The sequence below is a fragment of the Paenibacillus sp. genome (genome assembly GCF_031177825.1).
Lineage (GTDB): Bacteria > Bacillota > Bacilli > Paenibacillales > YIM-B00363 > Paenibacillus_AE.
Genome location: NZ_JAPSKE010000004.1, coordinates 223,227 through 248,031 on the forward strand (window position 1 = coordinate 223,227; position 24,805 = coordinate 248,031).

The window sequence follows — 24,805 nt, forward strand, 5'->3', positions numbered from 1 at the left end:
CCGTTATTCAATCCTCTTTTCTATCGGCCGCGGCCTCGTATAACGCAAGGATGTTCTCTCTCGGGATGACGCCGCAGCGTCGAGCCCACGCTTCGTATTGTTGACTTAATTCTTTCGCGATGTCCGGATGCCGGTCGGCCACATCCTCGGTTTCGGTTCGATCCGATTCGATGTCGTACAGCTCCCAAGGACCGGGATAATTCCGGACCAGCTTCCACTTCCCGATCCGAACGGCGCCGTTGCCTTCATGCTCCCAGAACAGAGGAGGTCCCTCTAACGTGTCTTGGCCGAATACGGGAACCAAGCTGGATCCTTCGAGCGGAAGAACGGCTCGGCCGCGGTACGTTTCCGGGTAAACGGCTCCCGTCGCTTCCAACACGGTCGCCATAACGTCCGTTAATTGGCCCGGCGTATGTCGGATCCCCCCCTTGTCTCGGATGACCTTCGGCCAATGCGCGATGAGCGGCGTGGAGATGCCTCCCTCATGAACCCAATGCTTATAGAGTCGGAAAGGAGTGTTGGACAAATTGGCCCAAGCCACGCCGTAACTCTGGTAGGTGCTTTCCGAACCTGGAGCATGGGCGCTCAGATTGCCGTAAATCACAGGCTCGCCATGCTTCGTCTTCTCCCTAACGATTCTCTTGCGGAATAAGTGTTCCCCGAGTTTCGCATCCAGCTCTTCCGCGCATCCGCCGTTGTCGGCAAGAAACAGAATCAGGGTATCCTCCAGTTGGCCCGTTTCTTCCAACGCGCGAACGATACGGCCGATGCCTTGATCCATCCGGTCGATCTGCGCGGCATACACCTCCATCCGGCGCAGCAGCCATTCCTTCTCTTCCGCTTCCTCCCAGGACGGCTGCCCGGGATCGCGCTCCGTCAGCTTCCAAGATTCGCGAACGATCCCCAAGTCGATCATTCGCTGCAGCCGTTCCTCTCGGAGGACATCCCACCCTTTATCGAACCGTCCTTTGTACTTGGCGATATCCTCTACCGGGGCGTGAAGCGGCCAGTGAGGAGCAGTATAAGCGACATATTGGAAAAAGGGCCGATCCGGATGCTCTTGCACATGCTCCTTAATGAACGTTACCGCTTCGTCGCTGATCGCGTCCGTTAGATAGAAATCATTGTTCTGCAGCGCTTCGTGTTCAATATTTTCGTTGTCTCGGGTTAGCGTTACCGGAGCGAAATAGTCCGCGGCCCCGTTAATGATTCCGTAGAAGCGGTCGAATCCGCGCTGCTTGGGCCATGTATCGCTCGCATGAAATATGTCCGTAGCGACATGCCACTTCCCGCTCATATAAGTTCGATAATCGTGTTCCTTCAGCACCTCCGCGATCGTCACGCATTGTTCGTTCAAATTGCCGGCGTATCCTTCCGGTCCGTCGTCGTCCACCAGAATGCCGATCCCGGTTTGATGCGGGTGCAAGCCGGTCAACAAGGAGGCTCGCGTCGGACTGCATCGCGCCGTATTATAGAATTGGGTAAAGCGCACTCCGTTCTCGGCCAGCTTATTCAAGTTCGGCGTATCGACTTCTCCGCCGTAACAACCGATATCCGAGAAACCCATGTCATCGTTCAAGATCAGTACAACGTTCGGCCTTTTCCTCATCCTGAATCCATCCTCCACCGTCGACTTTTTTCAAAACCGTACTTATAATAGCGACCAAAAAAATAGAGGTTTCCCTGGAAACGGGAAACCTCTAGATTTCTAGTCGGTTTATATACAAGTATTTTAATCGGTTTTATAGGTTATAATATATCCCCCCCGTGCCCTGGTGTCAATCCATTTTCTGCATTTTATTTCCGGCCTATTTCTTTCTTGACGCATTTCCCGGATTGAATTACTATGTTGACTAAACCGATGGGAATTTAAGAATAAAAGCAAAAAAGCTGACCAGTCATCTGGAAGCCAGGGCGATATGCCCTGGCTTTTGTTCGTTTCCCGCTCGGAAATCTTAGGATCGATGAGAACAAGGAGGAAATGAAATGAGTATCGCAAGAGAAGAAGTGCTGCACGGCGACGAGATCGCAGTCAAACCGGTCGCCGGCCGGATCGGTGCGGAAATATCGGGCATTTCCCTATCGGGAAGTCTTGATTCGAACGCCGTGTCTCTCATCCATGAAGCGCTCTTACAGCACAAGGTCGTCTTCTTCCGCAACCAGAATCATCTGGACGACCGAGAACAAGAAGCTTTCGCGAAGCTGCTCGGCCGTCCGGCCGCTCATCCGACCGTTCCGGTCCGGGATGGTTCGGATTATATTTTGGAGCTGAACTCCGATCATGGGAACGGCCGGGCGAACTCCTGGCATACCGACGTCACCTTCCTAGCCGCATACCCGAAATACTCGGTGTTACGCGGAGTGGTCCTCCCGGAAGCCGGCGGCGATACCGTCTGGGCCAATACGGCCGCCGCATACGAAGGCCTTCCGGCGAGCTTGAAGAAACTTGCGGATCAATTATGGGCCGTTCATACGAACGCCTATGATTATGCGGCGGAGCGCAGCGATTTCACAGATGAAGCGCTGAAACACCACAACGAGGTATTTTCTTCGACTTTATACGAGACCGAGCACCCTGTCGTCCATATCCATCCCGAAACGGGGGAACGACATTTATTGCTCGGGCATTTCGTGAAACACTTTGTCGGTCTCAGCACCGCCGATTCTCAGCAAATTTTCTCGATCCTGCAGAGGCATGTAACGCAAATCGAAAACACCGTCCGGTGGAGATGGAAAGCCGGGGACGTCGCGATCTGGGATAATCGCGCCACGCAGCATTACGCGGTCAACGACTACGGCAACGCATCGCGAGTCGTCCGCAGGATCACCATCGACGGAGACATCCCAACCGGCTTGGACGGACGCCGGAGCATGACCAAAACATTCGATAAGAGACGCGAAGCCGAGTAATGTCTCTTCCTACGACCAAGGAGGCTGCTTGCGCGCAGCCTCCTTGGTCGTACTGCTTTAGTAAGCGTTCTCGATCAGGCGCCGGAACAAGTCTTCTCCGAAGCTGCTTCGAACGGGCCGACAGCAATTCATGCGGTACGTTCGTCTTCCGTCCTCGTTCCGTTCAGGCGATAAGAAGAGAGCTCGGGGCGATCGTTCCTCGAATGCCCAATTCGCCAGCTCGAAATTGTGGCTGACGAGAACGACCTTCAATTGCAACTCGCAGCACGCGGCAAGCCAATGCCTTCCGACCGCCGCTCCGTCTCGTTCCGCGATCGCGGCGAACGGCTCGTTCATCAGGAGGAGCGAATGAGGGGTCGAATGTTCGACGAGCCGATTTAACCCGCGAAGCTCATCCTCTAATGTCCCCCCGGCGAACTGCGACTCCGATCCGGCGAAGTACGTTACGATGCGGTCGCAGACGTTCGCTTCGAAGCGAGATGCCGGAACGAACATGCCGCATTGCATCATGAGCTGCGCCAATCCGATACTCCTTAGGAACGTCGACTTCCCTCCTTGATTGGCTCCGGTCACGATCAGCAGGCACGCGCTCCCCCCCGTTACGTCATTGCCGATCGGCCGTCGCGGGAGTCCGAGCGCCAGTCCGGGGTCATAGAGATCTTGGAAATCAAGCATTCGTTCCCCGGCGCTGTAGGCTGTAGGGAACGAAATAGGACATCCCCGAAGAGTCAGCGCCCGATGCAGCCGTACGCATCCGACGTAAAAACCGATCTCGGATCGCAAGCTGTCGAAGTCGCTTAACGCGTCGTCGATGAACCGTTTCAGGAGGAACAGTACGTTGCCGAGAGCGCTCTCCTCCACATCCCGGAGGCTATTCTCCGGCTTAAACAGGCCATAGCCCTTGAACAACCGATTGCTTAAAACGGTTGTCGGCCGTGCATCCAAGCTCCTAAGCACAGCGTTGGTTCCATGGAAGCCGTCTCCGACCGACACTCCGATTCTTACGCCGCCCCTGCTCCCGGCTTGACGCAGCCGGGCGAGATGAGCCCTCGCCTCCCGAAAGAACGCGTCGGGATACCTGCTTCGAAGCCGTGCGAAGGAATCGAGAAAACCTTCCGAACAAAGCGATTCCGCGTGACGAGCTCCTGCGTCCCTCAGCTCCTCAAGCGAGTCCAGCAAGGTCGGCAACAACTCGACCGCAATTCGGAGCTTCTCGCGTACCGGGATCGTCCGGGCGAAATTCGGTTTCATCTTGGCTCTGTACTCCGCGGATTTCTCCGACGCCTCGGAAGAAACCTTGTATAACCGCTCGACGAACTCCGGATGCCGCAGCGCGTCCGTCAACACATGTTGTCTATAGCGGATCGTCTCAAGATCCGCTTCGGTTCGAAGCATGACCCGCTTACATGCGTCCCGTAGAAAATTGTCTTGATCCGACATCGCCAGAAGTAGAGGTTCTAGATGCAAATCTCGCTCAAGGGCCGCATCGCCCGGTATCGTTCCAGCCTCGTGGTATGCATTCATATTCCTATAAAGCAGCGATGGCCTCATCCGTGCGCGCGCTCCTTTAGTCGACTTATCAGCCGTTCCTTCGTGAGTCCGTACCGCTCGACTTCCTCTTCTACCCGCTTGATATCGGCACCGCGATCTTCCGGGGCGAAACCGGGCAGATGCGTGACGAACAAGCACATCGCGCCTCGGATCGTCAACAGATCCAACAACTTCCTTCCCATCGAAGTCGCATCGTAGGTTGACGTCGTGGAGAAGGTTTCGTTCAAGACGACCATGCTGCCATGACCCGCTTCGGCCACGATGGGATGGAGCCTCGTTAGTTCCTCCTTCAGCTTCCCCTCGTTCATCTCCGGACGGTCGGCTTTGGGGAAATGCGTGTACAGCCGATCGATATGCGGAACGACGGCCGATCTTGCCGGAACAGGACAACCCAGTGCGCTTAAAGCGATAATTTGTCCTACCGTTCTGGCGAAGGAGTCCGGTCCGTCCGGAAATGCCGGTACGACGACAGCCGCTTCCGCATGCAAATCTACGCCGTTAGCGATCATCCGATTCGCTGTCCCGGCCATAAGATCATAGCCCGCTTCGATCCGTAATTCCTTCTTTTGCGTTATAACGGGGTAGCAATAATATAGACCGCGCTTCCGGAACGCGCGGAAATATCGCAGGCATGCGATATAAAATGTTAATTCCTTGGCGAAGGTCATCGCCGTCGGATCGACGAACGACGGATGGGTATGAGAGAACGACTCTAACGCTGCGAATGCCGCCGGATATCGTCTGCGTAACAGCCGGAGGGTTTCCTCTTCCAACCCCGGCGTTTGCAGCCCGGAGATCGCCTGAAGGCACGCCTCCGAGTCCCCGTCCCGGTCGAACGTGTTGCGCAGCTCCGCGCAATAATCCGCCTCTTCGTCGCCGGCGTAAATGTAGAACAGTCCATCCGTCGCAATGAAATTGTATCTCATGTCGCGGAACGTACGGTCAAGTCCGAAGGCATCGTCGCGCAGCCTGACGAATGACTTAGACGTCGCGTAAGCCGAAATCCAATCGGAGCACCGCGTTAAACCGTCGGAGCGCAAGCCGGCACGACTCAGCGCTTCCTTCATTTCCGACACGGCCTTGCAATACTCGACCGCGGCGTCTAAACGCCATTTACAGCTTTGAACCGTCCCTGGGCTTGCTTCGCTGGATGTCAGACAATCCGTGATCCGCCTCGACCGCAGCGCAAACTTCTCGGCTGTCTCCAGGGTCAACCGTTCGTCGATATCCTCCATGACCGAGCTTCGGTAGCGCACGGCGTCGCTGTCCGGCAGCGGGCTGCGGAACCATCGCCGCAGCTCGGCATCCGCCGCTCGCCCGCGCAGCATTTCATCCAGGATCGTATCCAACCCGAGGTCGGACATCGCTTCGTCGGACATGAACGGCTCGTCGGCTTCGGATGTGTTCCGCCCGTTCGCAAATAGGATACTCCGGTATTCCATATAACAAACAGCCCCACTTCAGAGAGATTCAACCTCGATATCATCCTTGCGGCAAACCTATAAAATATCGACATCCCTCATGGAGTCCTCGATGATCGAACGCACTATTTCCGATACGGAATAATCGCCGCCGCCGCAGCGCCGATCGATTTCCTGCCAACAGGCCGCCGGCAAAGTCAACGATAGTTTCCGCGTCGCTCCGATCCTCTTCCGGCCAGCCCCCGTCCGCGGCCCCCCCGAGGCGGTTGTTTGACTTTGACCGCTTCCGTTCGGCGTCTTTTTCCGTTTCTCGCTCATCGGCATCACCTATCTGTATTTTACACCTATAGGGTGCGTCGTCAATTTTTGCTACCTTTTTCAATCCGGTCGGGTCCCTTCCGGATAATGAAGTGATTTACAGCAATATTTATTGTTTTACAATATATTTTAATTGCTATGGAATGTATTTTAATTGTTTTTCATTTATAAGCCTGCTACAAAACCGACTCGGCATCCGTCTTATAAGCGAAAGGAGGCGCGGCGGCAACATGGCGGAAGGCGCACAGGTACCAGAGTTATTCCAACAATTATTCCGGGAGCATTACTCCGGGGTGGCGCGGAAGCTTCATGCGTTGACCGGCGATTACGCGGCGGCGGAGGATCTGGCTCAAGAAGTATTTCTGCGGCTCTATCGGAGCCCTCCGGACCGGCTGGAGGTCGTCGGCGCCTGGCTGCACCGGGTGCTGACCCGGGTAGGGTACGATTATTTGAGACATCGGTCGTCGGGCAAGGCGTTATTGGAAAAAGAAAGCGCACGCGTGGCCGCCTGGTCGGAAGGCGCCGCCCCTTCGGGTGAGACGCAGGTCATCCGCGAATGGGAAAAGGACGTCGTCCGCAAGGTGCTGAGGAAGCTCTCGGACCGGGATCGGGCAGCCCTCCTGCTCCGGGAGGAAGGGTACAGCTATGAAGAGATCGCCCTCCGGCTGGAGGTCGATCCGAAGATTGTCGGTACGCTGCTGGCCCGGGCGGAAGAACGGATGAAGAAGAAATACGAACAGGAGGAGAGGCGACACGATGGCGGACGGAACGAAGCGGACCGGCGGGGAACCGGCATTTGATCCGGATCGGGCTTGGCGTCGGTTCGAGAAGCGGGCGGCCCGGGAGCCGGTTCCGGCGTTTTGGAAACAGGCGGAGGCAAGCCTGCAGCCGGACGAAACAATACGGTTGCTATTGGATGGGAATCAAGATCATAACGAGAAGGATGGTGCGAACGAGATGAAGATGAAAGGATCATTCGGGGCGACGAAGACTCCCAACGCGGCATGGGGTAACGGGATGCCCGGCGTCTGGCGGACGGAAAGACCTGCCAAATGCAGGCTTCGGAGATGGACCGCCGGAGTCGCCGCCGCCGTCATGGCGATCGGCTTGTTCGCCACCCCCATGGGGGATCGGGCGTTGGCCGTCATGATGCAAACCTTCCGCATTCAGCACATGGTCGGAGTCGAGGTTTCGGCGGACGACATGGCGACCATCTCGGGCATTCTGGAGAGCGGCTCGCCCGAGGGAGACCGGAGCTTCAACCTGGCCCAGTACGGTACTTTATCCCAATCCGGCGGCGGCGAGGCCCGTACCGTGACTTGGGACGAAGCGGAACGACGGATGGGCGGCCCCCTGCTCCGGTTGGAGGACTCTCCGTCGGCCGAATACCAGCCTGCTACCGCGCTCACCTTGAATCTGAATGTGGATGCGGTCAATCGGCTGCTCACCCGTCTGGGCGGCGCCACCACCCTGCCGGCCGAAGCGGATGGGAAAGCGATCCGGCTGCACATTCCGGACGGCGTCGCTGCGGCGGGCAGCTTGTCGGGCAAGCCGGTGCGACTGCTCCAATTCGGCAAGCCGGAGCTCACCGTGGAAGACGGCATCGATCCGGCCCAAGTCCGCGAAGCGGTGCTGGGGCTGCCCGTGCTGCCGGACAGCCTGCGGACCAAACTGGCCGCTATCGGCGATTGGCAGAGCACGCTGCCGGTTCCGTCACGCGACGGCGTAACCACGAATTTCCGGTTGGGCGGACATGATGCGATCCTAACCGAGGACGGCGGGAGACGATACCTGCTCTGGCTGGACGGAGACCGGATGGGATTGCTGAGCGGGGATATGGAACAGTTCTCCACAGAAGCCGCCTTCCTGCGGGCCGCGGAGGGGCTCCTACTGCCATGATGATCGACACCGAGGATCTGACCAAGACCTATAACGGCCGCGGCGGCTGCCGCGGCATCACCCTGCAGGTGCCGGCGGGCTGCATCTTCGGCCTGCTGGGACCTAACGGCGCCGGCAAGAGCACCTTCGTTAAAATGCTGGCCGGCCTCCACCGCCCCGATTCCGGGCGGGCCGCCGTGCTGGGACAGCCCCTCGGCCGGCCTGAGGCACGGCGCAAGCTCGGGTATTTGCCCGAGCTGTTCCGTTTTCAAGATTGGCTGACTCCGGTCGAAGCGCTTCGCTTCCATGGTCAGCTGGGGGGCTTGCGGCCCCAGGAAACGCGGGCCCCCTCGTTCCGCACCCGAGTACGGGACACGTTGGAGCTGGTCGGTCTGCTGGATGCAGCAGACCGCCGGGTCGGCGGCTTCTCCAAGGGGATGCAGCAGCGCCTCGGCCTGGCGGCCGCCCTTCTCCTGGAGCCCGAGCTGGTCATTCTGGACGAACCCGCTTCGGCCTTAGATCCCGTCGGGCGTTACGAGATCCGCAGCCTGCTGAAGCGGCTTCGGGGCAAGGGCGTGACGGTGTTCCTTAATACCCATCTACTAGAGGACGTGGAGGAGCTTTGCGACGAAGCCGCCTTCCTGTACGGAGGCGAGCTGCTGGCGTCCGCTGTATAAGCTGCTCGGCGGTGCCGGCGATAGCGGGGCGAATTGGCGCTTCCGGCTTGGCGGCTGGCTTCCGGAGACGTTGGCGGAGCTGAAGAATGCCGTCGGCGCCGCCTTCTCCTCCCCGCTGCTGCGCCTGGTCGACGCGGATGCGAGCGGCAACGCCCTCCTATCCGCCCGCGTAATGGACCGGGAGCAAGCCGGCTACTTGTGTTCTTTATTGATCCGGAACGGCCTGACGCTTTACGAATCCGGCCCCGAGCCGAACAATCTTGAAGCCTGGTTCCTCCGGATGGCCCGATCTCGAGAAGGAGGCGTCTCGCAATGACCATGTACATCTCCGCCACCTTCAAGGAGCTGACCCGCAAGCGGGTGTTCCTCGTTACGATCGTTCTGACCTTCGTCTTTCTGGTCTTGTTCGCCTTCGGAGCTAGGGAGCTGGCCGACGTAGCCGGGCAAAGTCAAAGTTCCCCCGCCGAACGATTGTTGAACAGCATGGTGCTGATGGTGCTGGGTCTTTTCTTTGCGCAATTTTTGTCGGCCTTCTTCGTGCTCTTCTCGTCCATGGGAACCGTCACGGGCGAGCAAGAGAACGGTTTGTTGCTGGCCGTCGCCGCCCGGCCCCTCCCCCGCTGGAAGCTTTATTTGGCCAAATGGCTGGGGCACGCCGTCTGGATCGCCGTGTACAGCGCCATCCTGTTCCTTTCCGTCATTTGGACCATTCACAGCTTGGCCGGACTTCCCGTGCTGGCGGGGGACGTGCTGCGAGGCTTTGGACTATTTATCTGGATGCCGCTTCTTCTCTTGTCGCTGACCATGCTGGGCTCCGTCTATTTGCCGATGCTGGGGAACGGGATCTGCGCCGCCCTGCTGTACGGTCTTGCGCTCTTTACCGGTCTCGTCGAAGGGATAACGGTCTATGAAGGCTCTCACCCGGCATTGGATAAATTCGTATTGCTGATCGGGCTCCTTCTGCCCACCGATTCGGTTTACCGAAGAAGCCTCTATGAGGTGATCGGGGGAGCGGATTGGGCGGGACTGGCGCTCTCCGACATGGGCCCCTTTTCCATATCGAGCGTTCCTTCGAACTCCTTCTTATTCTATACGGCAGGGTATGCGGCGCTTCTGCTCTTGCTCGGGTGCCGAGCGTTCAGCCGGAAGGATCTATAACAATAGCAATAGCCCCGAGTCTCGGGGCCATTGTATTTTATAGGTGGGATCCGCCGCTTGCATCCAGGATCTGACCGGTGATCCACCCGCCCTCGGGGGACGCGAGGAACGCCGCGATATCCGCAATATCTTGCGGCTCCCCCCACCTGCCGAAAATGGAAAAGTCGGCGCCGAAACGACGGCTTCCCGGATCCTGCAGCATGCCGGCATTCATATCCGTAGCGACGAATCCCGGCGCGATCGCATTGATCGTAATCCCGCGCGGGCCGAGCTGTTTGGCGAGCGATAGCGTCAATCCGTTGACGGCCGCCTTCGACATACTGTACGCGGGAATGGCCGGCAGGGACATGCGGGTGACGGCCGAAGAAATTTGAATGATGCGTCCATCGTTACGGAGATGGGGCAGCGCCTGTTGGATCATAAAGAAGGGCGCCTTCACGTTCAGCGACATCAGCGAATCGAAGTCCTCCTCCTTCGTATCCTCGATGGCCGCCGCAAGGCCTGTCCCCGCATTATTCACGAGAATATCGAACCCGGCCGTACCGAATCTCGTCGCCAACTCTCGTTCCAAGCCCGCATAGAAGGTGTGGATCCCATCAAGCGTTCCGAGATCGGAGCCCAAGGAAAATGCGGAGCCTCCGCCTCCAATAATCTCGCCGACCACCTCCTCGGCCGCGCTTCGGTTCGCGGCGTAATGCACGACGACCGTCGCTCCTTCGCGGCCGAGCCGCTGTGCGATCGCCCGGCCGATTCCCCGGCTCCCTCCTGTCACGATCGCTACTTTGTTCACTAACTTCCCCATGCGTTTCAACTCCTGGCGTCATTTTTACTGCATCTCTGTTGTACCACACCCTTCCTTTCGAGAGGTTGCTCTCCTATTTCAAACGTAAGGTCCTTCCCACGCCTTCTTGCGCCAGCCGATCCGTTCCGACACGATCGCCCGTTGTCGATCGAACGCGACGTCCGCTCCGAACGGGAGGCGGCGCCCGAACCGGAAGCGCATGTCGCGCCACGCGACGACCGTTCCGGAATCGTCCTCGGAAATGAAAACATGCGCTCGCTGCGCGAATGCGAGGAAAGAACGAACCGCTTCGGTCCGCTTGGACGCTTCGACGAGCGGATGATCGGCGAGCGGCTCTCCCTTCGGGATTTCGACCGAATCCTCGATTCGTCCGCATCGGATAAATCCGGAGACGAACGCGTCTTCCCGCTCAGCGACGAACGACCATCGCCACAGATGCATGCAGGGCGTTACGTAGCAGCTCGCCGGCCCGCCGAGCGCCTCGCGCAGCAAGCGAAGGCGCCGCCGTTGCCGCCATATGCGCCATCCGACGTAGAACGCCGTCGCCGCATAAAGCGCCGGAAAGAGCGGCACGGGGGCGACCGCTCCCGCCAGCCATAGCGCGGCAGCGCCCAGATGCGGGACGAATAAATAGGGATCGAATAGCGTCAGCGCGTCCAGATGGACCCAACGTTTCGAAAAGGGACGTAAGCATTGTACGCCGTAGCCGTTAAGCGCATCGAGCAGGACGTGAAGGACGACCGCGGCCAACGCCCAAGCGTATACATGCAAGGCGGCCTCCGCGAACCCGGACGCTGCCGCGTAAAGAAGCGCGATCGGAAGCGGCCAAAAGAACCATGCGGGGATCGAATGCGAGATGCCGCGATGCAGACGAATATAAGCGGCTTGCCCCTTGAGCCTCGCGATGATGTCGAAATCGGGCGCGTGCGACGCGACGACGAGCGATGCGATCCACGCCCCGCCGAACGCGCCGGGTTCCGCGGCGATCGCCGGATCGAGCGCCGTCGCGAGTCCCGCGAGCGTCACGCCGAACAATACATGACTTGCCGTATCCATCGTTTCGTTCGCCTCCTTCGTACGTAACGCCTTAACCATAACAGCGTTTCGTTAACTCCGATGGCGAATGATTTTAAATTTTCTTGAAGTCGCTTCGTCTATCTGGAGGAAGGGAACTTTTCCCAAAGTAGTGCGTCTAACTATTCAGCTGTTCATTCCAATGTCGGAGGATGCGATCATGAGAATACGGAAGACCCTATTTGCTGCGGTCGCTGCGGCCCTGCTCGCCTCGCCGTCGCTGCAATCGGCTGGCGCGGCGGAGGCTGTCGAGCCCTATGTACGTTCGTTCGGCGCCGTCTCGTTAGTCAAGACGGATGGAACGTATTGGGAATGGGGAGGTCCGAAGGCGGTTCCCACGCAAATCGTCGGCTTAACGAACGTGGAGGAAGTCTTCGAAGGAGGCTGGATCGTCAAGGAAGACGGAACCGTGTGGATTTGGGAGGAGGAATCGTCGGGGGAGCTTCGGACGGAAGCCGTGCCGGAAGCGAATGAATTGAAGGAAACCGTCCAAGCGTATTCGCATACGCTAGCGCTCGATCGCTCGGGCAACGTGTTCGTGCGTACTTCGGACGAGAACGGCAACCTCGGCGCGCCCCGTCCGGTAGACGGCATCGACGACGTCGTCGATATCGCGTTTTCTTCGTCGCAATCGGTTTACCTCTTCGTGAAATCGGACGGATCGGTATGGGTCGCCAATAGCGACCTAGCCACCGTCCTGCCGCTTTCGGACGTCGTCGGGGCCAGCGCCGCGGACGACAACGTCGTGTTGAATGCAGACGGAACGGTATGGGAAGTGAACCGGACGGACACCGTCGGCTGGGACAGCTCCCTTCGTCTTGCGGCGAATCCTATCGAAGGTCTGCGGGACATCCAATCCATATCCGCGTACCGGGAAGTGAGATTGGCGATCGACGCTTCGTCGCGTCTGTGGTTTTGGGGGGCGACGCGAACGGGCGTTTCGGACGGCACGATCGTCCATAAGCAGGAATCGCCGGTTGCGTTATCCGCCGTCGCGGACGTCAAACAGGCGGTGCATTGCGAACGTTCGATCGTCGTTTTAACGAAGGACGGCAGCTTGTACGAGACGTCGACCAGCCGCGAATCGATGCCGACCGACGCCGTCTTTCGCAAACTGGCCGAAGACGTCGTCTCGGTGACGGAAGGCGGCAGACATGTCATTTTCCAAAAAGAGGACGGTTCGCTGTGGGGATGGGGCGTGAACAAAGGCGCGACGCTCGGCGCGGGCGATGAGGAATTCTCCCATGATACGCCGGTGCCGGTGCAAAAACCGATCGCGGTCAGCTTGGACGGCCGGACGGTCCGCCTTGCGAACGGCGTCATGCTGCGCGGGGCGCAAACGTTCGTCCCGTTGCGTTCCGTCTTCGAGTCGATGGGAGCCCAGATCGTCTGGGATCATCCGACGAAGTCGGTTACGATCCAGCAAGGCGACGCTTCGCCGCTAACGATCGTCGTCGAATACGAGACGGGCACCGTCCTCAAAAACGGGAGCGCCGTCTTTATGGCGGAAGCGCCGTTCATCTCCTCCGGCACGTCGTACCTCCCGCTTCGATTCGTCAGCGAATCGCTCGGCGCCAAGGTGGACTGGTACGCGGATCAATACCATATCGCGATCACGACCGCGGAGGAATAGGCATAAAACATGAAAAGCGGCAGTCATAGACCGGGTAAACGGGGTCCTAGACTGCCGCTGCCTATCGGACGGTCAGCACTTTTTACTTCACGTCCTTAATCTTCATGAAAATAAACGGTTTTTCCCGATTCTGTGGAAATATATACCGCTTCTAATATTTGCGAAACGATCATAGCTTCCCTCGGTTTGACCAAGGGTTCGGTATCGTTCACGATACTATGAATCCATTGTTTGGCCTCATACTCGAAATCGGTCAGTTGTTCTCCTCGGAATAGCTCTCTTGCATTCGGATTGACATCGATTTTATTCAGGAACAAACTCCCGTCCCTCTCGCCGTTGATTCGCAGTTCATTTTTGGCGAAATCCGCTCCTCCCTTCGTTCCGCAAAGCAGATTGCCGCCGCCTTCCGCGATGTTAAGAGCCCAGCTAGTTTCGATAACGACCGTAGCGCCGTTTTTAAATTTCACGTAGCCGAACGCCGAATCTTCTACCTCGAATTCATTAGGATCCCAGGAACCCCATTCGTTCGCGGCATTTTCGGTATGCTTCAGCTTATGGAAAACACTGCCGACGACGCTCTCCGGTTCATAGTTGTCCATCAACCATAAGATCAGATCAAGGGAGTGGGTTCCGATATCGATCATCGGACCGCCCCCCTGTTTCTCTTTATCCAAAAACACGCCCCAGGTAGGAACGCCTCTTCTTCGAGTAGCGACGGCCTTCGCAAAATAGATTTCTCCAAGTTCCCCGTCGGCGATCATCTTTTTTAACAATTGGCTTCTGGCATTGGAACGATTCTGGTACCCGACGGTTAGCTTCTTGCCTGTACGTAAGTGAGCTTCGTACATCGCTTTGGCCTCCGCGCCCGTGACGGCCATCGGTTTTTCGCACATGACATGTTTGCCGCTTTCGAGAGCGTCGATGGAGATCACCGCGTGGGAGCTGTTCGGCGTTAGCACATGTACGACCTCAATCTCTTCCATGGCAAGCAGATCCTTATAATCTGTAAACGTCTTTGCGTCGGGCGTTCCGTATTTTTGTGCAGCTTCCTCGGCCCTTTCCGGCAATAGATCACAGAAGGCCACCATCTGCACATTGTCTAACTTGGACAGGCATGGCATATGTTTGCCGTTCGCAATCATGCCGCAACCGACGATCCCTACTTTAACGGTTCTCATAAGAATCCCCTCCCCTGCTTTATTTGAACTCTACCGTTCGGTTTTCCTTATGAGCGATGTATGCCGCTTCCAACAGTTCCGTCAATTTCGTTCCGTCTTCAAGACCGAAGGGCATCGGCTGGTCATGGAGCAGTGCATCCGCCCATTGCATGATGGGAAGCGGTAGCTCTTTAGGGAGTTGAGTGGGTGAAATCCATCCGTTGAAAGGGAGATCGAGCTTCTTCGAGATGACGCGAACCGAATCATCCGAGATCATCAAAGTGCCCTCCGTACCGTAAATCTCAAGAGAGGAAGGAGTTCTGTAGGTAACCAGGCTTGTTTCCACCAATGCGACCGCGTTGTTTACGAACTCAATTGAACACTGCGCATTATCTTCGACTGCTCGATTCGTGAAATAATGAAACATGGAGGTGATTCGCTTGGGCTTCCCCAACATCCAACTCGCTAAGTACATCGGATGACAGCCCAAATCCATCATCGCACCGCCGCCTGCTTGCTTCTCGTCATACCAGTATTCCGGGAGCCAATGATTCAGAGCGCCGTCGTGGCCGTTCCGAATGCGCAACAGCGTAACGTCCCCTAATATTTGGTCGTCGATCAATTGCTTCGCGAATAATTGGTGCGGCCTTGTGCGAGCGGGAAATGAAATGCAAAACTTTACGCCCGCTTTGCGTACCGCTGCGGAAATCCGATCGCATTCTTCAACGGTAAGAGCCATGGCTTTCTCGGTAAAAATGTGTTTGCCGGCCTCGGCGGCAGCCACCATGACGTCTGCGTGCATACTTGTAGGCGCATCCACCACGACTCCATCGATGTCTTCTCGTTGTAAGAGAGTATCCAGATCCGCTTCGAAATCCGCTCCCAATTGGGCAGCCCATTCGCTTCCGCGTTCCGGCTGTTCGTCCCAGACGGCCGTGAGCTTCACATTTCCGTGAGATTGTAACTTTCTTGCGTAATCGGCTGCATGCACATGCCACTTACTCAACATCGCAACGTTCAACATTCGAATTCCCTCCGTCATCGTTACGTTTTTTTAGAATGGTTCAGTCCACTTCAAAGGGAGGCGGCGTATAATTCGCTCCGAATGGCGCGTCAGGCCTCGAGAAGTCTCCCATTAAAGCTCTCCGAAGAGGCGTAGTTCTTTGCATAAAATCGACATCGTTATGGAAACGGTCCGAAGGCTTTACCCACGGAGGGCTGTAGATGTAATGCATGGTATAGCGATCGTAATCCCAGTTATGTTCGTAGGTTCGATGCCATACAGCGTTATGAAACACCAGGACCGACCCTGCGGATGCGCATAACACATGGCTGATCGGCGTACTCGACTTTGCGGTACGGATCGATTCCGGAAGAGGAGCGATACTGCGGTGACTGCCTGGAATGAACTCCATATTCCCCATGCCAGGCTCTTCTTGGTCGGTTAATAGAAAGGAAGCTCGGAGCTGTATGAGGGGAATCGGATACCCTAACTTCTTAAAATCGTAGGCGCCGGATCCGTCTTGATGCCAGCCTCCCATACCGCCGCGCGCCGGCTGCTTCGTATTCCATCCGGACTGCACAATGAATCGATCTCCGAGTAAACCTCTGATTTTCGGTAAAACCGATGGATGATCCATTAAATTTTCAATCGCCGGCTCCGTCTCATACCCTCTGCCGACTTGACCAAATCCGTTGGTTCCCGCCGCTTCATGAATTCGTATGGATGCATGCAGACATTCTTGAATTTCCTCTTTCGACAGCACATTCGGAATGACAAAGTAACCCCACGATTCGAAAATAAATCGATCGAGATCCGTGAATGCGCCTTCGGCAACGATCGGGTTTAACATGTGTTGTCCCCCCCTTGCGTGTTTGAAAGAAGACCGGCCTACTGTTTATGAAAACAATAACGTAATCCTGACTCCGTCGGGATGATTAGGATACTGCAGATGAAGGGTGCGACTTTGCTCGTGCCATGCGAATGTAATTTCCGTCTCTGCGCCGGATTGTTCCAATCGCACGGACGCAGGTTTCGTTTTGCTCCGGATGCAGGCAACCGCTTGAACGCGCTGCGGACCTTTGGCGATAAAGCTGAATCCCGCTTGATTCGAAGGAATCTGTTCGATCCTTGATGATGCGCCGATAACGGAAGGCTCTTCCGCAACGGGTACGGAATTCAGATCGTATAGCAATGCATTTTCGCCAGGGGAAATCTCAATTTGCTCCGTAACGCTTAGTTTCGGGTCAAACAGATTCACATACATTCCATTCAATACAAGCGGTTCGGCGCCGACGGATTCGTCCAGGACCGCAGCGATGACATAAGGTCCGCGATGAAGCAGGAAATAATTTTTCGGGCTCCATTGCAAGCTGTGGTCCCCAAGTGCGGCGATCGCATCGGCAACCATTCGACGAAGGCGGTCCGCCCCCTCCATCGTCTTCGCGCATAGGGACGGATCCAGTCGTAAATGTCCGGCGATCCCCTGTCCGATCGGATAGATCCCCTCGGCCGCGTCCGCGTTCAAACCGAGGCAACCGAATAAATGCTCGGCGGGTGTGGCGTATACCCTTTTCCCTTGATTCCACCATGCCCGCACGCTGTGGAACGGATCGCGGCCGTCTCCGACGTAAATCAGAATGCCGCCGTTGCGCACCCAATCCGCAATGGCATTATGGATATCCGGAGATTCCGGCTTCATGAACTCGTAACTAAGAACCAACACGCGGTAATCGTCCAGATAGGCGGGAAATCGCCGGATATTCTCCAACTGCACGGGACGCACCGTCATTCCATGTTTGAGCAAGGGCAGCGTAAGTCCATAAAACGGAGACCAATCTAACAGATCCCTGAATTCGGAGCCTTGAGCGGATTCGACGACCGTTCCGTCATATTTAAATGAAGTTTCCGATTCGCTTGTACCGGGAACATTCCGCTGATACATCGCAGTGTCCGAAAGCAGCACTCCGATCATGCAGTCTTCGCCATGGAATTGGATCTTTTCTTGCTGCATGTCCCCGAGCGTGTGCATCACGTTCAAAAGCAATGTGGCGTAGTGATCCGGAATTCCTTCTCGGCCGTCTCCGTCCTCCTTGGGATACTTCCCTTCGAATATGCGGCTGGGCCAAGGAGCTACTTCGTAATGAGAGATTTGCGGGTGCAGCAGCGAAGCGACTACAGTCTTCAAATAATTTTCGCGATAGTCCCTCCAGGTGTGCTTCGGATCATCCTCGATCGGGTCGTGCAAAAACCACATCCGTCGATTCGTACCGCGGACTAACTCCTGCATCACGCCGTATTCGAGGAAAGCCGTTTCGAACGTGCGTTCCTTCCGCTTTCCTTCGTAAACATTCGGCGTCCGCGACGTTCCCGTCCAAATTTGCGCAATATAACCGTCTATGGTCGGAAGATCGAGCAGCCATGACTCAGGACTTACAATCCGCCACTGCGTATAATTGATTAGACTATGCGTCGGTACATAGAACCGGAGATGGCGGTTATAGGTGATCATGGCGTATTCCTTCAAGGCTGAACAGAGCCGATCCAAACAGCGAGTATAGAGATATGCTTTCAACTTTGCGGAACGAAACTGCGCGTCGACGGACTCATGCGGGGCGATCCAGGGCTCGTTGTAATACAACAGCCATTCCCGACGGAAAGCTTGCGAGTACCCTCCTTCCACCCAGAATTCCGGTTCTTCCAGATGAATGGCTTCGACGCCGGCATCGACCGCCTGTTTGATCCGGTTCGTTAAAAATTCCGTAAAGGCGATCGTCGGAACCATATAGGGGATGTCTTTCGAAGTGCCGTGAATAATGGTTTCCCCATACCGGTTCATCTGCGCTTCATCCCAATGCTCGCGTCCGTCCACCCTACCGTTCAAGTAATCCTGATAGGAGCCCCAAGAAACTCCTGTCATCAAGTGTACTACGTACCCGCGATCGGCCCATTGGCGAATCCGATCCGGCATATCCGGACCGACGCCGTATACCATAACGAAATCGGTTTGCAGATCGTAAGTCGGTCCGTAGGGAGCACCGATTTGAAAGCCGGTCCGTTCTTCCGTACGCGCTCGATTCATGACTTCGTCATCTCCCAGATAGGAATTACCGATGAAATCCTGGAAAGTAAATACGGTATGGGATGGCAGCGACACCATCCCACCATGGATACCCTTCCTTCATTAGAACCCTACATCATCTCTTTCCGCAGCTTTTTGAGCCACGAACTCCGACATTTCTTCCACGCCGGCAGCTCTAAATTTCTCTTGAACATTATGAAGCATATTTAAAGCCTCTTCGTCGGACGCCGCAAAAAATGCTTTCTTAAATTCCTCGTCGAAATTCAAGCTGCTAGTTTTATCTCTAAACTCCTGATATTTAGGCCACTCTCTTGCTAGGTAGCTGGCGCTTATTTTGTCAATGATCTTGATAGGCATTCTTTCCGAGAAGCTTTCCTCCAGTTTTTCCCACTCTGTTTTCTGATCCTCGGTTTTAGGCCAAGCGACATCGGGGGAGAATGCGCCAATAAATCTGCCTGGAAGGAAATTGAGCCCTGCATCTCTTTTCAAATCCGGGTTATCATCGAATTGCGTTTTCACGTCAGGAATCCATTGGGGTATCCCGTTTTCCAAATTGTAGTGCGTTCCTTCGATCCCGAAGTGCGCAAGCAATCGGCCTTCTTCGCTGTTGACGTAATCAATGTATCGCAATGCCGCATCGGGATCTTTAATGGAAGCGCTTAAGAAAAGAACAGGGAAACCGGAGCGTCCGGGTTTTTCCACTTGCGTTCGGATTTCTCCGCTCTTATTCTTCATCGGACCCAACAATTCATATTGCATTTCCGGATTCGTCTTATAAAGCGTCTTTTGTAAATCGGCTAACATCGGTTGGGCGCCGAATACGGCAAGCTTGCCCGTAGTAAGCTTTTCGTTCGCTGTCGTACTCGTATTGCTGAAGGCTTCAAGATCGAACAAACCTTCCGATAACAATTTCCTCATATATAACAACCTGGCTTCATGGTCCTTGGATTGCGTCCAATGGATCAGCTTTCCGTCTACCTCGCGGAAGTCCGAAATCGTGTAATCCGTCCACCCGGCAAGGAACTGGCCGTAATCCCAACCATTCCACATGGTTCCGGCCGGTATGACCGGCTTCCCGCCAATATCCTTAAAACCGCCGTCTCTAATTTTTACCAACAGGTCATACAGTTCTTCTTGCGTATCGATATCCTCCGCTTTTACATTTAAAGCTTTCAGGATATCTCCCCTGGCAAAGAGGCCGTAATTCCAATTATGAATGCTTTCAGGGGTTCCGTCCGGGGTCTCCGTAGGAATGAGATAACTTTTGCCCTCGAATTCGGGACTATTGAGATCGAACTCGGCGAAATCCTTCGCGATCCCGGTAGTCACGAGCCTCTTAATATTCGGGTATTTATCGAGATATGGAGTTAAATCCAGAAGCTGTCCTTCCATAGCCGCCTTCTTGATGACTTGACCCTCCCCTCCAGTAGTAGACCAGAAGGGTGCGTTCACGATATCCGGAACCGTGCCGGAAGCAAATATGGTGTTCAGTTTTTCGACTTCGCTGGTTGTGATGGATTCCAGTTTTAACGTTACGCCGGTTTTCTCTCTAATTTTTTGAGCTACGGGATTATTTACCTGGTCCTGCGGGAAACCGGCTCCGCCGCCGTTCCAAGCACTGAGGAAAGTCAACGTGACCTGCTTAGGTTGATCGGACCCCGTATCGGTTGGCTCCGTGTTGCCGGTCTCGCTCCCTCCCGACCCGTTACAGGCGGCTAAGGTCAGCAGCGGTATGGCAAGCGTCGTGCAAATAAACCTTTTGTACTTGTTCCTGCTCATTTTCTAATCTCCCTTCAAAGCTCATTTTTATATAAAAGGCATAGCCTTCTATACCAACTACTCCTTAAGCGAACCTACCAATACGCCCTTTACGAAATATTTCTGAAGAAATGGATACACGCAGATAATCGGGGTCGTAATAATAATGACGAAAGTCATCCTCAAGGCTTCCGGCGTTACTCCTCGCAGTTCCATCTGAGACTCGGTCATGTTTTGAATCGCGGATCCGCTATTTCCCGACGACGACGTCATCGACTGGAACGACGCTTCGCTGATCATCTTGTTAAGGAATGTGGCTGCAGGCTGCAGATTTTCATTCTGTATGAAAAACTGCCCGGTAAACCAGTCATTCCAGACTCCTACTCCGACAAACAAAGCGATGGTAGCAAGCACCGGCATCGACAGGGGCAAAATAATTCTATAAAATACCGACAACTCGCTTGCTCCGTCGATTCGGGCCGATTCGGATAAACCTTCAGGAATCCCGTCGAAGAAGGTTTTCATGATAATCGCATTGAAAAAGTTATAAAGCGACGGCAAGACCAGCACCCAAAACGTATTTAGGATGTGTAATTGCCGGAACAGGATAAAGGTTGGAATCAGTCCTCCGCTGAACAAAGTCGTAAAGAAAAAGAAGAATACAATGTACTTTCTCCCGGGCAACCCTTTCCGCGAAAGCGCGTAGGCCAATAAAGCCGTCAAAAATACGGAAGCAACCGTTACCACAAGGGTTCGAGTAATGGAAATATAAAACGAATTTAAGATCAAAGGGTTGTTAAAAGCCTTAGCATAGTTTTCTAATGTAAACACTCTAGGAAAAAAATAGATTCCGCCCTTCATCGCATCGTAACCGTCATTAAAAGAGAGGGCTAGGAAATAGATGAACGGATATACTGCCGTGACGCAGAATAAAAGCAGCACCGAATAGTTAAGCGACATATACATTCGATCTGCTAACGTCAGCCTTCTCGCACCCATGCACACACCTCCTTATGTCCATCGCCGGCTTATTACCAAAGCGATACGTCGCTCACGCGTCTGGATATATGATTTACAGCAACGATGAGAAGCAGCGAGATCGCGGACTTGAACAAACCGATTGCCGTGGAATAGGCTAATTGCCCCTGTTGGAGACCTGTTTTTAGTACATAAGTGTCCAAGATCTCCGATACGCTTAATGTGGCCGGGGACTGCATCAGCCAGATTTGGTCAAACCCCGCGTTCAGTATTCCGCTGAGGGAAAAGATAAGCAATATGCCGATCGTCGGCGTAAGGCACGGAAGCGTGATCTTAAATAGTTTGCTCCATCGGCCTGCCCCGTCGATTTCCGCGGCTTCATACAAGTGCGGATCGATGTTCGTCAAAGCGGCTAAGTAAATGATCGATCCCCAGCCTACGCCTTTCCAGATGTCGGAAATGACTACAAGCGGATAAAATAATTCCGGCTTTCCCATAAAAAAGATAGGATCCAAACCCATTTGGTACCGAATGTCGTTAATAAGCCCTACGTTCGGAGATAGGATTTTTTGAAGTAAGGTAACGACAACGACCCATGAAACGAAGTGCGGCAGATAGGAAATCGTTTGAAACACCTTTTTGACTTTTTCGTGCATGACTGCATTCAGCATTAATGCCAAGATCAGCGGAGCCGGGAACCCGAAAATAAGTTTAAGGGCGCTAATGGACAGCGTATTCCGGAGTACATCATAGAAACTGGAGTCGTGTAAAAACTGTTCGAAAAATTTAAAACCTGCCCACGGGCTCCCCAATATTCCCAGGTTATATTTGAAATCTTTGAACGCTATCAAAATGCCGTACATCGGATAGTAAGCAAAAACTAGAAACCACACGATGGCAGGAAGCAAAAACAAGTAAATATGCCTGAAATACCATATCTTGGACAATTTTTTGTTCTTTTTTACTTGCTCAAATCCAGGGACTGTAAACCCTCTTGGTATCATTCACTGAACACCTCCTACATCTTCGATGGATCGATTTTATGGTGCGGTCAATCTAAGGGACATAATTTCGAAAGGGGCGAAGGTAAGGTTCAATGTTTGTCCTTTGATATCCAATGGTTGGATACGCCTTTCCAGCATATCGGCAAGCCATGCTTCGGACATCCGAAAGGCTGTGTGCAGAGTGGTTTGGATCCGGGTACCCGCCGTTTCATACAATCTAATGATGATATCCTCGCCGTCTTCCGCCCGTTTCACGGTTTCGACCATGACGTTCGGATGGTCAAGCTTCAGGAACGAATCCGTTCCAGCCGGCTTAGCGACAGTGCCTTCGCCGATGTGATTCGGTGTTTCGACGGTACGAAGCGGAACATTTAATTCGTAACCGCGCTTATACACTTCCGCTTGAACATGGTCCCCTTGATGCGGGAAGAGCGAGTAAATGAAACCATGTTTCGCGCGATCCGCCTCGGGATCCGGGTAACTCGGACTTCGCAGCAGGTTCAAGTCGAGAACGTTGTCCTCTGCGCGGTGCCCGTATTTGCAATCGTTAAGCAGAGCGACCCCGTAGTCCGGCTCCGATAGATCGATCCAATGGTGGGCGCAAATTTCGTCTTTCGCATAATCCCACATCGTATTGCGGTGAGTCGGCCGCTTCATATACCCGAATTGGATTTCGCAGTTGACGTGATCCGAACGAACGTTCACCGGGAACGATGTCCGGAGCATTCTACTCGATTCCTTCCAATCTACTTCCGTTACGAAATCGATTCTTCTGCTCCCGGCGGTAAGAACGACTTTCTGCGACAGACTGGATTGACCGAATCTGTAACGGATCAAGAATCCGGTGGTCGGACCGTCAATGAAAGGTTCAAATCCTTCGATCATTAGCGGCGTTCCGCCGGATTGCCGGTAGGTAGACGGGAAATCCCAAGCATCCCCTTCATCGTGATATAGGCGAAGGGCATTGGCCGTTTCCCCCGGAAGGATGACTTCCCTTTCGGATTCCTTGTCCCAGATGGAAACGATGCCGCCGTCCGTGCCGAACGTCACTTTAAGAAGGTCGTTCTCCGCCGCTCGCTCGGTAAGCGATACCCTCATCTCCGATAAGGTCGCATCCTTGTTCGCGATAGAAACGATACCGGAATCCCCCGAGACGAAGCCCATCGACGGGACGCGCAGCCGCAGCCATTCATCGTCCAGCTTCAGCCATTCTTCCCGCTCCCATGGCAGCGAATTGAACATTACGATGCTTTTTTCTTTCTGATCGGGTAAGCACATGGAACTCGCTATGGATTTATAGCTCGTTGCGATCATCCGCTCGACTTGGTCGAGCATCATCGCATATCGTTCTAATGACTCGTCATAAACCCGTTTAATCGAGGATCCCGGAAGGATGTCGTGAAATTGGTAGAGCAGCACTTCCTTCCAAATCCTCTCCAATTCCTCGGATGGATATGGATATCCATTTGTCATCCATGCGAGCACGGAGGCGAATTCAAGCTCGCGCAACGCTTTTTCCATCTTCCGATTGAAACGTTTGTTTCGCGCTTGACTCGTTAAGGTTCCTTGATGTTTTTCCAAATATAGCTCCCCGCGCCAAGATTGATATCGTGCGCCGTCTTCGGCAAGTTTTTCAAAGAAACGTTCCGAAGGTTCTTGTACTACGGGAGCTAATCCAAGTAGATTTTTCACTCGGCTAAGTCTCTCAAGATGCTCCTCCCCGGGACCGCCGCCTCCGTCGCCGATGCCGAACAGCATGAGGCAACGATCGGAAACGTTCTTATCCAAATATTCCTTCTCCGCTTTCATAATGGATCGAGGTGCTGCAGGGCTGTTGTAGGTATCTTCTGGCGGCATATGAGTGAGAACTCTAGAGCCGTCGATCCCTTCCCAAAAGAAGGTATGATGAGGGTGCCGGTTGTACATGTTCCAAGAAAGCTTCTGGGTCATCATGTAGGTAACGCCGGATTTCTTTAAGATTTGAGGTAAGCTGGCGGAGTATCCGAACACGTCAGGCATCCATAATGTATTGATTTCGTGCCCGAATTCTTGTTGAAAATACCGTTTACCGTATAAAACTTGCCTAACAAGCGATTCCCCCCCTGGCACATTCGTATCCGACTCGACCCACATCGCGCCTTGAGGTTCCCATCTTCCTTCCTTGATTCTCTCTTTGATCTCCGAGTACAGTTTCGGATAATACGCTTTCATCCAATCGTACAATTGAGGTTGGCTCGCGCCGAACACATAATCCGGATAACGTTCCATCATTCTCAACGCCGTCGAAAACGATCTCGCTCCTTTGCGAATCGTCTCTCGAATCGGCCACAGCCATGCAAGGTCGATGTGCGCATGCCCGATGGCGCTGATCGTCAACGCCGGATCGCCTCCGCGCATCGCTAGT

The 24,805-nt window shown here is 54.5% G+C and carries 20 protein-coding genes; 7 read left to right on the forward strand and 13 right to left on the reverse strand.

The annotated features are described in order from the left end of the window. Positions 1–7: 7 nt before the first annotated feature. On the reverse strand, positions 8–1,609 hold the full coding sequence (locus RIN49_RS06780) for an arylsulfatase (RefSeq protein ID WP_309119400.1): 1,602 nt from the start codon (positions 1,607–1,609) through the stop codon (positions 8–10). A gap of 377 nt (positions 1,610–1,986) precedes the next feature. On the opposite strand from RIN49_RS06780, the gene RIN49_RS06785 reads away from it, so the two are divergent. After that, complete coding sequence (locus RIN49_RS06785) at positions 1,987–2,910, forward strand: TauD/TfdA dioxygenase family protein (RefSeq protein WP_309119401.1); 924 nt, start codon at positions 1,987–1,989, stop codon at positions 2,908–2,910. A 57-nt stretch (positions 2,911–2,967) separates the two neighbouring features. Here the strand turns inward: RIN49_RS06785 and RIN49_RS06790 are convergent, their stop codons facing one another. Next, complete coding sequence (locus RIN49_RS06790; protein ID WP_309119402.1) at positions 2,968–4,305, reverse strand: MutS-related protein; 1,338 nt, start codon at positions 4,303–4,305, stop codon at positions 2,968–2,970. Positions 4,306–4,457: 152 nt separating this feature from the next. Beyond that, positions 4,458–5,903 (reverse strand): MutS-related protein, encoded by a 1,446-nt coding sequence (locus tag RIN49_RS06795; protein WP_309119403.1) that lies wholly within the window; start codon positions 5,901–5,903, stop codon positions 4,458–4,460. Between the two features lie 527 nt (positions 5,904–6,430). On the opposite strand from RIN49_RS06795, the gene RIN49_RS06800 reads away from it, so the two are divergent. The 5 genes from RIN49_RS06800 (at position 6,431) to RIN49_RS06820 (ending at position 9,913) form a co-directional block, all read left to right on the forward strand. Then, positions 6,431–7,000 (forward strand): sigma-70 family RNA polymerase sigma factor, encoded by a 570-nt coding sequence (locus tag RIN49_RS06800; RefSeq protein WP_309119404.1) that lies wholly within the window; start codon positions 6,431–6,433, stop codon positions 6,998–7,000. Continuing rightward, positions 6,957–8,099 (forward strand): hypothetical protein, encoded by a 1,143-nt coding sequence (locus RIN49_RS06805; protein ID WP_309119405.1) that lies wholly within the window; start codon positions 6,957–6,959, stop codon positions 8,097–8,099. The genes RIN49_RS06800 and RIN49_RS06805 overlap by 44 nt, the downstream gene beginning before the upstream one ends. Continuing rightward, on the forward strand, positions 8,096–8,755 hold the full coding sequence (locus tag RIN49_RS06810; protein WP_309119406.1) for an ABC transporter ATP-binding protein: 660 nt from the start codon (positions 8,096–8,098) through the stop codon (positions 8,753–8,755). The genes RIN49_RS06805 and RIN49_RS06810 overlap by 4 nt, the downstream gene beginning before the upstream one ends. Before the next feature lie 70 nt (positions 8,756–8,825). Continuing rightward, positions 8,826–9,071 carry a hypothetical protein gene (locus tag RIN49_RS06815; RefSeq protein ID WP_309119407.1) on the forward strand — a complete coding sequence of 82 codons (246 nt, stop codon included), beginning with the start codon at positions 8,826–8,828 and terminating at the stop codon, positions 9,069–9,071. Next, a complete protein-coding gene (locus RIN49_RS06820; protein ID WP_309119408.1) occupies positions 9,068–9,913 on the forward strand; it encodes an ABC transporter permease in 846 nt (281 codons plus the stop codon). The genes RIN49_RS06815 and RIN49_RS06820 overlap by 4 nt, the downstream gene beginning before the upstream one ends. Before the next feature lie 37 nt (positions 9,914–9,950). Here RIN49_RS06820 and RIN49_RS06825 read toward each other — a convergent pair whose 3' ends face one another. Both RIN49_RS06825 and RIN49_RS06830 read right to left on the reverse strand, forming a co-directional pair. Beyond that, complete coding sequence (locus RIN49_RS06825) at positions 9,951–10,715, reverse strand: SDR family oxidoreductase (RefSeq protein WP_309119409.1); 765 nt, start codon at positions 10,713–10,715, stop codon at positions 9,951–9,953. Between the two features lie 78 nt (positions 10,716–10,793). After that, positions 10,794–11,771, reverse strand: coding sequence for a metal-dependent hydrolase (locus RIN49_RS06830; RefSeq protein ID WP_309119410.1), 978 nt, complete (start codon positions 11,769–11,771; stop codon positions 10,794–10,796). A gap of 178 nt (positions 11,772–11,949) precedes the next feature. On the opposite strand from RIN49_RS06830, the gene RIN49_RS06835 reads away from it, so the two are divergent. Then, positions 11,950–13,422 (forward strand): stalk domain-containing protein, encoded by a 1,473-nt coding sequence (locus tag RIN49_RS06835; RefSeq protein WP_309119411.1) that lies wholly within the window; start codon positions 11,950–11,952, stop codon positions 13,420–13,422. A 95-nt stretch (positions 13,423–13,517) separates the two neighbouring features. Here the strand turns inward: RIN49_RS06835 and RIN49_RS06840 are convergent, their stop codons facing one another. The 8 genes from RIN49_RS06840 to RIN49_RS06875 all read right to left on the reverse strand — a co-directional run bounded on the left by RIN49_RS06840 (position 13,518) and on the right by RIN49_RS06875 (position 24,777). Further along, positions 13,518–14,600: a Gfo/Idh/MocA family protein gene (locus RIN49_RS06840; RefSeq protein WP_309119412.1), complete on the reverse strand. Its 1,083-nt coding sequence runs from the start codon at positions 14,598–14,600 to the stop codon at positions 13,518–13,520. Positions 14,601–14,619: 19 nt separating this feature from the next. Next, entirely contained in the window at positions 14,620–15,603 is a 984-nt protein-coding gene (locus RIN49_RS06845) for a Gfo/Idh/MocA family protein (protein ID WP_309119413.1), read from the reverse strand. A 40-nt stretch (positions 15,604–15,643) separates the two neighbouring features. Next, entirely contained in the window at positions 15,644–16,432 is a 789-nt protein-coding gene (locus RIN49_RS06850; protein ID WP_309119414.1) for a phytanoyl-CoA dioxygenase family protein, read from the reverse strand. Between the two features lie 45 nt (positions 16,433–16,477). Continuing rightward, entirely contained in the window at positions 16,478–18,661 is a 2,184-nt protein-coding gene (locus RIN49_RS06855) for a DUF4350 domain-containing protein (RefSeq protein ID WP_309119415.1), read from the reverse strand. Between the two features lie 102 nt (positions 18,662–18,763). Then, complete coding sequence (locus RIN49_RS06860) at positions 18,764–20,440, reverse strand: extracellular solute-binding protein (protein ID WP_309119416.1); 1,677 nt, start codon at positions 20,438–20,440, stop codon at positions 18,764–18,766. 57 nt (positions 20,441–20,497) lie between these two features. Continuing rightward, positions 20,498–21,418, reverse strand: a complete 921-nt coding sequence (locus RIN49_RS06865; RefSeq protein ID WP_309119417.1) for a carbohydrate ABC transporter permease — start codon at positions 21,416–21,418, stop codon at positions 20,498–20,500. A gap of 32 nt (positions 21,419–21,450) precedes the next feature. Beyond that, the gene (locus tag RIN49_RS06870) at positions 21,451–22,401 is read right to left on the reverse strand and encodes an ABC transporter permease (RefSeq protein WP_309119418.1); all 951 of its coding nucleotides are present in this window, start codon (positions 22,399–22,401) and stop codon (positions 21,451–21,453) included. Between the two features lie 36 nt (positions 22,402–22,437). Further along, a complete protein-coding gene (locus tag RIN49_RS06875) occupies positions 22,438–24,777 on the reverse strand; it encodes an alpha-mannosidase (RefSeq protein WP_309119419.1) in 2,340 nt (779 codons plus the stop codon). Positions 24,778–24,805 lie beyond the last annotated feature (28 nt).